This window comes from Chryseobacterium capnotolerans, assembly GCF_021278965.1.
GTDB classification, from domain to species: Bacteria; Bacteroidota; Bacteroidia; order Flavobacteriales; family Weeksellaceae; genus Chryseobacterium; species Chryseobacterium capnotolerans.
On sequence record NZ_CP065589.1, the window covers coordinates 209,244 to 221,664 of the forward strand.

The 12,421-nt window shown below is 35.9% G+C and carries 11 protein-coding genes, 7 tRNA genes, 1 other RNA gene and 1 pseudogene; 14 read left to right on the forward strand and 6 right to left on the reverse strand.

Annotated elements, in window-relative coordinates; genetic code table 11:
• Positions 1-13 precede the first annotated feature (13 nt).
• From H5J24_RS00885 to H5J24_RS00895, 3 genes are all read left to right on the forward strand, one after another.
• Positions 14-1,090: a DUF695 domain-containing protein gene (locus H5J24_RS00885; RefSeq protein ID WP_068944792.1), complete on the forward strand. Its 1,077-nt coding sequence runs from the start codon at positions 14-16 to the stop codon at positions 1,088-1,090.
• A gap of 179 nt (positions 1,091-1,269) precedes the next feature.
• Positions 1,270-2,193 (forward strand): formimidoylglutamase, encoded by a 924-nt coding sequence (gene hutG / locus H5J24_RS00890; RefSeq protein WP_068944791.1) that lies wholly within the window; start codon positions 1,270-1,272, stop codon positions 2,191-2,193.
• 138 nt (positions 2,194-2,331) lie between these two features.
• Complete coding sequence (locus tag H5J24_RS00895; protein WP_068944790.1) at positions 2,332-3,624, forward strand: aldehyde dehydrogenase family protein; 1,293 nt, start codon at positions 2,332-2,334, stop codon at positions 3,622-3,624.
• Positions 3,625-3,872: 248 nt separating this feature from the next.
• Here H5J24_RS00895 and pyk read toward each other — a convergent pair whose 3' ends face one another.
• The 5 genes from pyk to H5J24_RS00920 are packed head-to-tail and all read right to left on the reverse strand — an operon-like array spanning position 3,873 to position 8,053.
• Positions 3,873-5,318, reverse strand: coding sequence for a pyruvate kinase (gene pyk / locus H5J24_RS00900; RefSeq protein WP_068944789.1), 1,446 nt, complete (start codon positions 5,316-5,318; stop codon positions 3,873-3,875).
• A complete protein-coding gene (locus H5J24_RS00905) occupies positions 5,311-5,784 on the reverse strand; it encodes an IPExxxVDY family protein (protein WP_068944788.1) in 474 nt (157 codons plus the stop codon). Before H5J24_RS00905 ends, pyk begins: the two co-directional genes overlap by 8 nt.
• On the reverse strand, positions 5,762-6,526 hold the full coding sequence (gene rnc, locus H5J24_RS00910) for a ribonuclease III (protein WP_068944787.1): 765 nt from the start codon (positions 6,524-6,526) through the stop codon (positions 5,762-5,764). Before rnc ends, H5J24_RS00905 begins: the two co-directional genes overlap by 23 nt.
• A gap of 9 nt (positions 6,527-6,535) precedes the next feature.
• Entirely contained in the window at positions 6,536-7,780 is a 1,245-nt protein-coding gene (gene fabF, locus H5J24_RS00915; RefSeq protein ID WP_068944786.1) for a beta-ketoacyl-ACP synthase II, read from the reverse strand.
• A 33-nt stretch (positions 7,781-7,813) separates the two neighbouring features.
• Entirely contained in the window at positions 7,814-8,053 is a 240-nt protein-coding gene (locus H5J24_RS00920; RefSeq protein ID WP_002976354.1) for an acyl carrier protein, read from the reverse strand.
• A 392-nt stretch (positions 8,054-8,445) separates the two neighbouring features.
• Between H5J24_RS00920 and catB the strand changes: the two genes are divergently transcribed.
• Positions 8,446-9,075 (forward strand): type B chloramphenicol O-acetyltransferase, encoded by a 630-nt coding sequence (catB, locus tag H5J24_RS00925; protein WP_068944785.1) that lies wholly within the window; start codon positions 8,446-8,448, stop codon positions 9,073-9,075.
• 42 nt (positions 9,076-9,117) lie between these two features.
• Here catB and ssrA read toward each other — a convergent pair.
• Positions 9,118-9,519, reverse strand: a transfer-messenger RNA (tmRNA) gene (ssrA, locus tag H5J24_RS00930).
• A gap of 327 nt (positions 9,520-9,846) precedes the next feature.
• Between ssrA and rpsU the strand changes: the two genes are divergently transcribed.
• The 10 genes and pseudogenes from rpsU to H5J24_RS00980 all read left to right on the forward strand — a co-directional run bounded on the left by rpsU (position 9,847) and on the right by H5J24_RS00980 (position 12,278).
• On the forward strand, positions 9,847-10,044 hold the full coding sequence (gene rpsU / locus H5J24_RS00935; RefSeq protein ID WP_045501128.1) for a 30S ribosomal protein S21: 198 nt from the start codon (positions 9,847-9,849) through the stop codon (positions 10,042-10,044).
• A 75-nt stretch (positions 10,045-10,119) separates the two neighbouring features.
• Positions 10,120-11,011 (forward strand): annotated as a pseudogene (locus H5J24_RS00940) (tyrosine-type recombinase/integrase).
• Entirely contained in the window at positions 11,008-11,298 is a 291-nt protein-coding gene (locus H5J24_RS00945; protein ID WP_034693158.1) for an HPF/RaiA family ribosome-associated protein, read from the forward strand. The pseudogene H5J24_RS00940 and the gene H5J24_RS00945 overlap by 4 nt, the downstream one beginning before the upstream one ends.
• Before the next feature lie 109 nt (positions 11,299-11,407).
• Positions 11,408-11,481 (forward strand) — tRNA-Thr (locus tag H5J24_RS00950).
• Between the two features lie 19 nt (positions 11,482-11,500).
• Positions 11,501-11,581: transfer RNA gene (locus H5J24_RS00955), tRNA-Tyr, on the forward strand.
• Between the two features lie 88 nt (positions 11,582-11,669).
• Positions 11,670-11,742 (forward strand) — tRNA-Gly (locus H5J24_RS00960).
• An 88-nt stretch (positions 11,743-11,830) separates the two neighbouring features.
• Positions 11,831-11,904, forward strand: a tRNA-Thr gene (locus H5J24_RS00965).
• Between the two features lie 20 nt (positions 11,905-11,924).
• A tRNA-Tyr gene (locus H5J24_RS00970) sits at positions 11,925-12,005 on the forward strand.
• Between the two features lie 87 nt (positions 12,006-12,092).
• A tRNA-Gly gene (locus tag H5J24_RS00975) sits at positions 12,093-12,165 on the forward strand.
• Positions 12,166-12,206: 41 nt separating this feature from the next.
• Positions 12,207-12,278 (forward strand) — tRNA-Thr (locus H5J24_RS00980).
• The last annotated feature ends 143 nt before the right edge of the window (positions 12,279-12,421 follow it).

Below are 12,421 nucleotides of genomic sequence, written 5' to 3' on the forward strand. Positions count from 1 at the left end.
AAACTTAATCAAAATGGAAGAAAGGCAATTAGAAAAAGAACTTGATTATAGAGGTTTTTGGAACTGGTTTTTAACAAAAGAAAAAGACTTTTATGAAGTCGTTAAAAATGGCGGTCAGGAAGCAATTGAGAAAGAATTTTTTGACCAAATTGTTCCCAGGCTCACCGAAATCAATGATGGTTATTATTTTCTGACTGGGATGAGTGATGATTCCACAGCAGAATTGGTGCTTACGGCAGATGGTGAGATCAGAAATGTTGTTTTCATTGAAGAACTTATTGAAGCTGCTCCTAAACTCGATCACTGGAAGTTTACCGCATTGAAACCTGCAATGGATATAAAGAATGTAAACGTTACCATGGGCGATTACACATTTACAAAAGATAACATCTTTTTCTATTCCAATGAACAGGAAGAATATCCTGACGAGATTGATTTGGTTTTTGTTTACAATGGAAATACTGAAAATAAAGACGCTGTTACAACAGGAGTTTGTATTTTTTTAGATAATTTTTTAGGTGAATTGAATTTTGCCACCCAGATTGATACGTTTACCGTGGTAGGAAAAGATCATGCTCAAAAAGAACTTGTCCCCATTGAAAAGCTGAAGGATTTTCTACTATGGAGGGAAAGAGAATTTACAGAAAAATATAAAAGTGTAAAGAGAGCAGATGTGGATGAACAATTTTCTATCCTCAGGGCAACCTTGGGTGATGAAAGACCCCTTATTGCCTGTATGAATCTTCCATTGCTGAATTATGATGCAAAAGCTTCCTATCCATGGATTTCTGTACTGAAATTTCATTATAACGGCGAGAATAATGATGGGCTTCCTGAGCAGGAAGATTTTGAAAAATTAGGTGATATTGAAGATAAAGCCATTGAAAACCTAAAAGAGAAAGGGTATCTGTATATAGGCAGGGAAACTGCGGATAATATTAAAGAAAGCTATTTTGCGGGTAAAGATTTTAGGGCAATTTCTAAAGTTTTTAAAAATATAAAAGATAACACTCCGGAATATAGCACCTCATTCAGAATCTTTAAAGACAAATATTGGCAGTATTTTAAGTATTACAATAATGCTGTTTAAGATAAAATGTGGAAGAGAAACTCTTCCACATTTTTGTTAAAATTATAGAGACAGGAATAAAATTTTTCTATAAAATAAGATTCATTTAGATAATATATAAAAGGAGTTTTTTTATCTAAACAATATTAATTAGCTTTACTGATTAGAATGATGTGACTAAAATTGAATTTTAAAGAATTATGTTTCAAAATATTTGGCAGGGTAGATTAGATGGAGAAGAACTTCTTTTCCACAGACTCTTTCAGAGAGTAAAAGAAGAACAGAATTATGACAATATTTTACCGAATGATTTCGTTTTGCATGGTTTTGCCGTGGATGAAGGAGTCAGGAGAAATAGAGGGCGCCAGGGGGCTAAGGAAGCTCCCAATGTGATCCGTAAAAATATGGCTAATTTTCCTGTTATTCTTCCCAATTTCGCTATGCTGGATTTTGGGAACGTTACCTGTGAAGATGGTAATCTGGAGAATACTCAGAACAATCTTGCTAAAAATGTCTCAAAAGTTCTTTTAAAGGGTGGAAAATCACTTGTTTTGGGTGGTGGTCATGAAGTGACCTATGCTCATTATTTGGGGATTAAAACAGCCTTTCCGGAGCAAAAAATAGGAATTATCAATATTGATGCCCACTTTGATAACAGGCAGCCGGAAAAAGGAGTAGGGCCAAGCTCAGGAACCGGATTCTGGCAAATCGCTCAGGAAGGACCTATCAACTCCCTTCACATCGGAATTCAAAGGAATTCAAATACTTTAAAACTTTTTGATACCGCACATCAGTATGGAATGAAGTATATTCTTTCCGATGAATTATTTTTTCAAAACCTTCCTTCCGTCTATCAGCGTATTGATGACCTGTTGGAGAGTGTAGATTTTGCCTATCTCACTATTTGTATGGATGTTTTTAATGCATCTATTGCTCCGGGGGTTTCAGCTTCAGCATATAATGGTATCTTTGCAGATGCAACCTTTATGCATTTTTACAGGCATATCTTAAAAAACAAAAAACTGGTTGCGCTGGATGTGGCAGAAGTCAATCCGTCTTTCGATATTCAGGACAGGACGGCAAGGCTGGCAGCTTGTCTGGTGAATGAATGGCTAATGATGTAAGATAAAGCTATATTCTTCCGATAGAGAAAATCATTCTTTTATTATCCCTTAAGGAATAGAATTTGCTGACTTTATCGTGCTTTTAAAATAAAAGCGCTCATAAATTCATTAGCTGAATTTAAAAACAGAATTTATATTATGGAACAATTAATTGAAAACAAGCTTATTAAAGCAGACGAAATGTTTTCAGTGTGGCGAAAAGTGCCGTTTGAAGAAAAGCAGAAGTTAATCGCAAAAGCCGCAGAAATATTAAAAAATAATTCAGAGAAATTTGGAAGGATCATTACTACTGAAATGAATAAACCCATTTCGGAATCCATTGCTGAGGTAGAGAAATGTGCTTTAATGATGAATTATTATGCTGATGCCGAAAACATTTTAAAACCTGAAAAAATAGAATCCGAATTTACCTATTCTGAAGTTCATTATGCTCCGAAGGGAGTAATCCTGGGAGTAATGCCCTGGAACTTTCCTTTCTGGCAAGTGTTGAGGTTCGCAGTTCCCGCAATCTTAGCAGGAAATACGGTGGTTTTAAAACATGCTTCAATCTGTTTTGGAAGTGGTAATGCAATAGAAGAAGTTTTGTTGGAAGCTGGTTTTCCGGAAGGAGTGTTTCAGAATCTTGAAGTAGGACACAAAGCCGTAAAAGAAATCCTTGAACATGATGCTGTAAAAGGAGTAAGCCTTACAGGAAGCGGAAAAGCAGGAGGTGAAGTAGCTTCAATTGCTGGTTTAAATATCAAAAAATCTTTACTTGAGCTGGGAGGAAGTGATGCATTCATCATTTTTGAAGATGGAGATCTTGAAGCAGCAGCAAAAGCTGGAGCAAAGTCAAGACTTCAAAACTGTGGTCAGACCTGCACAGCGGCGAAAAGATTTATCCTTGATGAAAAGATTGAAGACCAGTTTTTACCGATCTTCATTGAAGAATATAAAAAATATGAAATCGGAGATCCATTCGATAAAGAAACCAAATTAGCAGGAATGGCAAGACCAGACTTAGCCGATGAATTAGAAGCTCAATTCAACAGAGCATTGGAGAATGGAGCCGAAATTATTCTTCCTTTGGAAAGAATTTCAGAGAACCAATTTAAGCCTGGTTTAATAAGAGTTAAAGAAGGTAATCCAATTCTCAAAGAAGAGCTTTTTGGGCCTCTTGGAATGGTGATGATTGCAAAGGATGCTGAAGAAGCATTACAGATTGCTAATGATATTCCTTTCGGACTTTCAAACTCCGTTTGGACTCAAAATAAAGAGCGCCAGTTATTCTTTATCGAAAACCTTGAATCAGGAACCGTTAATATCAATAGAATGACCAGTTCTGACCCTCGTTTCCCTTTTGGTGGATCCAAGGCTTCCGGATATGGAACAGAGCTGTCTTTACACGCTTTAAAAGAGTTTGTAACAGCAAAGACCATCGTAGGAAACTAAAACCTAAAATTGTCGTTCCGAGGGATGGAGGAATCTCTGTGATTCTTCAATTCACTACGTTTCGTTCAGAAATCGAAGATTCGACGTAGTCAATGACAAATTATTTTTTTTAAATATACCGAGATAATCTATACTCTTTACATTATAAAAATAAAAACTCCCGGAAATTAATTTCCGGGAGTTTTTTTATGTTTAGACAAAAAGTAATTTTGCTTATTGCTTATTGCTTATTGCTTATTGCTTATTGCTTATACTGTTGTTAATCTCAACGTATTCGTTTTACCACCTTCATACGATGGAGTCGCATTGATGTTAATAACGAAGTCACCTGTTTCGATATACCCGTAATTATGCGTTAACATATTTACCTGGATAATTGTCTCATCAGTAGACTTCTTCATATCGTAATAGTAAGCGTGAACACCCCAAAGAAGGTTCAGCATGGTAATTACTCTTCTGTTACCACTGTATACAATGATGTGAGAGTTGGGTCTGTGAGCTGCAAGCTGGAAAGCTGTATAACCAGAATGAGTCAATGTAACGATAGCAGAAACATTTGTTGTTTTTGCAATTCTTACCGCTGCAAGACATACTCTGTTCGTGATGAATCTCTCATCGATGCAGTTGTAGTCTTTTTCAATCGGTTCGTTTTTGTGTTGGTAGAAGTGAGTGGTTTCAATGTTTTTCACAATTTTAGCCATGTTTTCTACCACCTGTACCGGATATCTACCTACAGAAGTTTCACCTGAAAGCATTACCGCATCAGCACCGTCCAATACAGAATTAGCCACATCATTTACTTCCGCTCTGGTTGGTGTTAAGCTGTTAATCATCGTTTCCATCATCTGAGTCGCGATAATTACTGGCTTAGAATAGAATCTTGCTTTCTCTACCAGATTTTTCTGGATTGCAGGAACTTCTTCCATTGGAACTTCAACTCCTAGGTCACCACGGGCAACCATTAGTCCGTCACATTCCAATAAGATTTCTTCAATATTTTTAACCCCTTCAGGCTTTTCAATCTTCGCGATAATTGGAGTTTTGAATTTACCGTTTGGATGTTTTGCAATTAATTCTTTCAGGTCAATGATATCCTGAGCATGACGTACAAAAGAAAGAGCGATCCAGTCTACCTCCATGTCAAGCATGAAATTAGCGTCCTGAATATCCTTTTCTGTCAAAGCAGGAAGAGAAACATTTGTGTTAGGTAGATTAACTCCTTTTTTAGAACTTAACGGACCTCCCTGAATGGTTTTTGCTTTTACAGTATCTATTTCATTGGTTTCGATAACCTCCAACATTAGTTTTCCATCATCAATAAGGATTCTTTCCCCTACTTTTACATCCTGTGGAAACTGTTGATAAGTCATATAAACCTTGGTAGAGTCTCCTTCCATCTTTTCATTAGTGAAAGTAAGAATATCTCCAGGGTTCAGATATGATCCTTCTTTTACGACACCTACTCTTAGTTTAGGCCCCTGAAGGTCTCCTAAGATACCCACTGAATAACCGTACTCGTTGTTTAGCTCTCTAATTATTTCAATATTCTTTCGAACTAAGTCGTAATCTGCATGGGAAAAATTTATTCTGAAAATATCAACACCCGCCTTCATCAGATCTAACATTACCTCCTTCGATGACGAAGCAGGCCCTAGTGTTGCGATAATTTTTGTCTTCTTTAAATACTTATTCATAATACTGGATAATTTGATAAAGTTCCTCATCAGAACTCAGTGTATAATCTTGAATTGGAAACACAAGATTTTCAGGGAGCAAAATTACGGAAAAATCAGGAAACTGATCCGAACTATGTAGAATATATTCCACATCTACCTGATTATTTAATAAAAATTTAATGTTTTCTTCTTCTGTAAAGAGCTCGGTTTGAACTTTTTTTTGTTTACTTTCAGAAGATGTATTTGAAATAAAGGTGAAACAGGTCTTGGAAAACTTATGATAAGCCTCAAACCTTGGGAAAAAATAATCATAATAATCTCCGTGAAAGACCAGGTCTTTTTTTCTTGAAAAACTGAGATTGTTTAGTTGATTTATTTTGTAGAAAAACTCATGAGCGGGTATATCTTTTGCTAATCTTACCAATCCTATGGCAATATCTTCAAATTCTATATCATCAAGATCATAAAGCTTTTGAATTTCCAAGTATGTTTTCTTTTTTATTTAAAATATAAAAAGCCCTCTGTGCTGCCTTTTCTTCAGCCTTTTTCTTGGAGGTTTCTGTGGCATTGGCAATCTTTTCATCTCCCAGCCATACATGACAACGAAACATGACTGCCTTATTAGCCTGTATTTCCTCGCAGGTTTCGTACTTTATATTTACCTTCTTCTTCTGGCTCCATTCGAGCAGGAGGCCTTTGTAGCTGACAATTTTATTCTCAAGTTTGTTAATTTCAGAAGGCGTCAGTAGTTTTTCCAAAATGATCTTTCTACAAGCTTCATAATGGAAATCCAAATAAACAGCGCCAATCAGGGCTTCAAATAAATTGCCGGTGATATTCTCTCCTAAAGCTGACGAATTATTCTGCTTTTGCAGAAGATCTGTAAGTTTAAGATCTTCGCCTAATTTATTAAGATTTTTCCTATTAACAATCTTAGATTTCATTTGCGTCAGATACCCTTCATTGGCCTGAGGATAGGTCTGGAACAAATGACAAGAAATAATTGTACCCAAAACAGAATCCCCCAAAAATTCAAGCCTCTCGTAATTGCTGTCTTGATTTTTAGAAGAATTTTTTAAAGAAAAAGCCTCGCGGTAAAGAGCAATATTTTGTACCTCTGTACCTAAAACTCTTCTAAGCTCGGTACTGAGGAAATAATCTCTTTCCGTTAATTGTCTTTTTCTTTTTTTGAGAAGGAATTTAGAAAAGTATTTCTGTAACTCCATTCATTGAATTTAGATTTTCTTAAATAGAACGCAAGCATTATGCCCGCCAAATCCAAAAGTATTGCTCATGGCTACTTTTACATCTTTCTTCACGGCAGTATTAAACGTAAAGTTTAGTCTGCTGTCTATCTTTTCATCATCAGTAAAATGGTTGATGGTAGGAGGAACAATACCATGAATAATAGTTCCTAACGCAGCGATAGCCTCAATAACACCGGCAGCTCCTAGAAGGTGGCCTGTCATTGATTTTGTAGAATTAATCTGAATGTCAAAAGCATGCTCGCCTAATAATTTCGAAATTGCATTGGATTCTGCGATATCTCCTAATGGAGTAGAAGTACCATGCATGTTGATATGATCTACTTCATCAGCAGTTAAACCTGCATCTTCCAAACAGTTTTTCATTACCAGATAAGCGCCAAGACCTTCAGGATGTGGAGCCGTCATATGATATGCATCTGCACTCATACCGCCTCCTAATAATTCTGCATAAATTGTAGCACCACGTTTTACAGCGTGCTCATATTCTTCAAGAACAATACATCCAGCACCTTCACCTAATACAAATCCATCTCTGTCTTTGTCGAAAGGTCTTGAAGCTGTTGTAGGATCATCGTTTCTTGTAGAAAGTGCCATCATTGCATTAAATCCACCGACACCACTTGCTGTTACGGCTGCTTCAGAGCCCCCGCACACAATTACGTCTGCTTTTCCTAATTGGATAAGCATCTTGGAATCAATTAAAGCATTTGCTGAAGATGCACATGCAGATACTGTAGTATAATTAGGTCCGTGGAAACCATATTCAATTGAGATCTGACCAGGCGTCATATCTGCAATCATTTTAGGAATAAAGAAAGGGTTAAATCTAGGAATTTCGGTATTAGCCCATCCTAAAACTTCCGTTTCAAATGTTTCCAGACCTCCGATTCCGGAGCCCCAAATTACACCAACTCTGTTTTTATCTACATTATCTTCAATAATTCCAGAATGTTCTACTGCTTCTCTAGCAGCAACAAGCCCCAATTGAGTGTTTCGGTCCATTTTTTTAGATTCTTTCTTATCGAAATGCTGCAATGGATCGAAGTTTTTCACTTCACAAGCGAACTTGGTTTTAAAGTTTGTGGCATCAAAAAGAGTAATCGGAGCGGCTCCGCTCTCACCTTTCACAAGATTTTCCCAGTATTCTTTTGCATTATTTCCAATTGGCGTTATTGCTCCAAAACCTGTTACAACTACTCTTTTTAATTCCATAAACTTTGTTTAATTTCTTTTTGTTGAAGAATATTATTTATTTACTACTTCTTCGATGTAAGCGATAGCGTGTCCTACAGTAGTAATTTTTTCAGCTTGATCATCAGGGATTTGAATGTTAAATTCTTTTTCAAATTCCATGATTAACTCAACTGTATCTAGTGAATCTGCTCCTAAATCGTTAGTGAAGCTAGCTTCAGGAGTTACTTCTGTTTCTTCAACGTCAAGCTTATCAGCGATGATAGCTTTTACTCTTGATGCAATGTCTGACATAGTAAATTATTTTTTTAATTGTTAGATGGTGCAAATATATAAAATTCTTGACGATAAAACATTTTTTTACTCTTTTTTGTGGACAGAGGGCTTTCATTTTATATCAGCTAAGTTTAGTCTTTTAGTTTTCAGCTATTTATATTTGATTGTATTATAAGGGTTTAATTTTAAATTTCTGATAGACGGACTTATTTGCTGGTCAAAATGTTTAAAAAAGGTTAAGTTTTGTCTTTTTCAAAGCAAAAATGAATGAAAAGTTGACGCTTTTTTACCTATATTTGTGTGTTATGAAATTAACACGTTAGCTTTTTTGAATTAACAAATCACTTTTTTGTAAAGAATGGCTTGTAGCTATTCTATTTATTTCTATTGTTATATTTAAAAGCTAAAAAATGAAAAATTTCTTTGAAAGTCCTTTCAAAGGCAAAATCATACAAAATCACATTCAGAATCCCAATATTATCGCCGGTAAATATTCCTATTATTCTGGGTATTATCATGGACATTCCTTTGACGATTGCGCCCGTTATCTTCTTCCTGACAGAGGTGATGTAGATAAACTCATTATTGGCTCCTACAGTTCCATAGGTAGTGGGGCTAGTTTTATTATGTGTGGAAATCAGGGGCATCGTTACGACTGGATTTCGAGCTTTCCTTTCTTTTATATGTCAGAAGTAGAGTGTTTTCAAAATAGTAAAGATGCGTTTGAGTTAGCAGGATATACAGTTATTGGAAATGATGTCTGGATTGGTACAGAGGCCATGGTGATGGCTGGAGTTAAAATTGGTGATGGAGCAGTGATTGGAAGCCGGACATTGATAACTAAAAATGTTGAGCCTTATACAATTGTAGCAGGGAATCCTGCGAAGCCCATCAGGAAAAGATTCAGTGAACATCATATTGAATTGCTGCTTGAGATGAAATGGTGGGATTGGGATGAGAATGTTCTTGCAGGTGCTGTACCCATACTTTGTTCAGCAGATATTGATTTACTATATGAATTCTATAAGAAGATAAAATAATACTGAAGAGGCTATCTCTTTTGAGACAGCCTCTTTGTGTTTATGTGGAGTTGGAGGGATTCGAACCCTCGTCCAAACAAGCAATACATAAGCTTTCTACATGCTTATTCTACCATTGGTTTTCGATTGAAAGCAGAGGATAGACACCCAACTTCCAACTTATCTTCTGAGGTTTTCGAATTTCAGCCGAAGCTTCTGAAACCTTATTTCCGCATTCCTATATCCCAGGATCAAACGCCGCAGAACAGAGCATTTGTGGAATATCTTGCTTCCCTACTAAAATCTTCGGGAAAACGCTTGATCTACTATACTTCGATATTAAGCTGCAAGAGCGAACTCTTCGTTGCCAGTTAAAATTTTGTAGCAAGGGATTATAGAGATCGCGCTACGGTTCTCTGCATGCTTACTTACCCATTGGTCTTGCTGTCGAAACCAGTCAACCCCAAGAATAAAGTGAATGCAAAGATAGTGCTTTTTGTTCATATTTCATTCATGTATGTTATTTTTGATGATCACAACTCTAACTAATAGGTGGGTGATATTAAAAAAAAGCAGCAGAGGATTTTTGCTAAATAGAAGAGTTTCAGGGAATCAAATCCATATTATAAAAAAATGTATGATGATTGTGGATAAAATTATTTTTCATGACAACGCCTTTTAACACTGTGTTTTTTAGACTAAAAAGAAATAAAGAATGATTGTTTGTCGTAATATATTTTGTATTTCAAGAGAAAAATGTCTAGTTTTGCAATCCAAAATGAGATGTAAAATATGTTAATAATTCCAGTTAAAGATGGTGAATCCATCGACAGAGCTTTAAAAAAATACAAAAGAAAATTTGATAAAACAGGTACAGTTCGTCAATTAAGATCTAGACAAGCGTTTATCAAGCCTTCTGTAACTTTGAGACAATCTAAGTTGAAAGCTGCTTACAAGCAAAGAGCACTTAGCAAGGAAGAGCAGGCTTAAGAATTTTTCTTAAACACATATTAATTCACTTCTTAAATTCTTATATTTGAGAAGTGAATTTTTATTTTATATCCCATGACGCTGGAAAAGTTTTTAGAATACTTACAATTCGAAAAAAGGTACTCTCCTCATACCATTACAAGCTACAAAAAAGACCTTGAAGACTTTTCCTATTTCTATCTCAGAACAGAATCTTCCGACGATATTTCCAAAGCCAATAAAAAGATCATCAGAAACTTTATTGTTGATCTTAGCGAAAACAATATTTCTAAAAGAAGTATCAATAGAAAATTATCCTCTCTCCGTAGTTTTTATCTTTTCCTTCTAAAGATAGGTGAAATTAAGGTTTCTCCTACCGAAGGGGTGTCTTCTCTGAAATTCTATGCAGAGAAGCAAATTCCCATGTCTAAAGAAGAAATGGAAGATCTTAATGACAAGATACTGGAACAGACTCCCGATATCCTGGAAAAATGCATTATGGAAGTCCTTTATCAGACCGGAATGAGAAAAGCAGAGCTTTGTGGCCTGATATTTGAAAATGTTAATATAGACGGAAATGAATTAAAAGTAATAGGGAAGGGGAATAAACAAAGAGTGATTCCTATTTCTGAAGACTTGTCTGTACTTCTTAAAAATTATTTGGAAATAAGAAAGCCGCAGACAGAATATCAAGTCTATTTTTTTGTGAATAAGAAAGGGAAAAAACTCAACGAAAAATTTGTTTATGTGGTAGTTAATAAGTACCTTAGTCTTGTAACAACAAAAGAGAAAAAAAAGTCCTCATATCCTTCGTCATAGCTTTGCTACACACGTGTTGGACAATGGGGCGGAGATCTCCAAAGTAAAAAAAATATTAGGGCATTCCAGTCTTGCCAGTACTCAAGTCTATACGAATGCTAATATTGAACAATTGAAAAAAGTGTTTAATCAAGCTCACCCTCGAGCATCTAAAAAAGAAGAATTATGAAGATTTCAGTTCAATCAATTGGTTTAACTCCACACGAACCACTAGAATCACACATCGACAAAAAAGTAAGCAAGCTCGATACATTCTATGATAAAATTCAAGAGTGTAAAGTATTTCTGAAAGTAGAAAATAATGCTGATAAAGCTAATAAAACAGCTGAGATTATTTTGGCGGTTCCAGGAGATGATATCGTCGTAAAGAAGACATCTGCAAGTTTTGAAGAAAGTTTGGATCTTTGTGTTGATACAGCTAAAAAGCTATTAATCAAGAAAAAAGAAATGGCGTAGAAAAAAAAGTTAAAAAAAGTTTATAAAATATTTGAGAATTCAAAAAATCCGTTCTATATTTGCACTCGCAAAAAAGGAACAGCGATCTTTTGAATTCTTTTTTATATTTGCCTCCATAGCTCAGTTGGCCAGAGCACGTGATTTGTAATCTCGGGGTCGTGGGTTCGAATCCCTCTGGAGGCTCATAAAAATATAAATCTTTGGGGAGATTCCAGAGTGGCTAAATGGGACTGACTGTAACTCAGTTGCTTCGGCTTCGTAGGTTCGAATCCTGCTCTCCCCACTTATATTTTTTGAAAAAAAAGTTTGCAAGATTAAAAAATAATTCTTAGTTTTGCACAGCGTTTACCAATGGTTTTGTAAACAAAATCGCGGAAGTAGCTCAGTTGGTAGAGCGTCAGCCTTCCAAGCTGAATGTCGCGGGTTCGACCCCCGTCTTCCGCTCAACAAAATCAATATTTAAATTGATTTTTTTAACACTGAAATGTGTAGAGTAGAGTTTCTCTATCAGTTTCAGACTAATTGTTAAATTGCCTCCATAGCTCAGTTGGCCAGAGCACGTGATTTGTAATCTCGGGGTCGTGGGTTCGAATCCCTCTGGAGGCTCAATTTAATATAAAATATCTGGGGAGATTCCAGAGTGGCTAAATGGGACTGACTGTAACTCAGTTGCTTCGGCTTCGTAGGTTCGAATCCTGCTCTCCCCACATTTTATATTAGAAAAAAAGTTTGCAGAATTAAAAATTAATTCTTAGTTTTGCAAAGCGTTTACCAATAATTTTGGAGACAAAATTGCGGAAGTAGCTCAGTTGGTAGAGCGTCAGCCTTCCAAGCTGAATGTCGCGGGTTCGACCCCCGTCTTCCGCTCAATAAAAATCACGCTATTCAGTGTGATTTTTTTAATTAATGCCGACTTAGCTCAGCGGTAGAGTGCTTCCTTGGTAAGGAAGAGGTCACGGGTTCAAGTCCCGTAGTTGGCTCTCGAATCTCCCGAATTTCTTCGGGAATTTTTTTTACCCAGATTTTATTATTAATCTTAGATCAAAAAGAAATTTTGATATTGATTAAACAAAATAGTTATACAGTTGTTTAAAAAATGCAAAAAAGAACTTCTTTCTAAAAC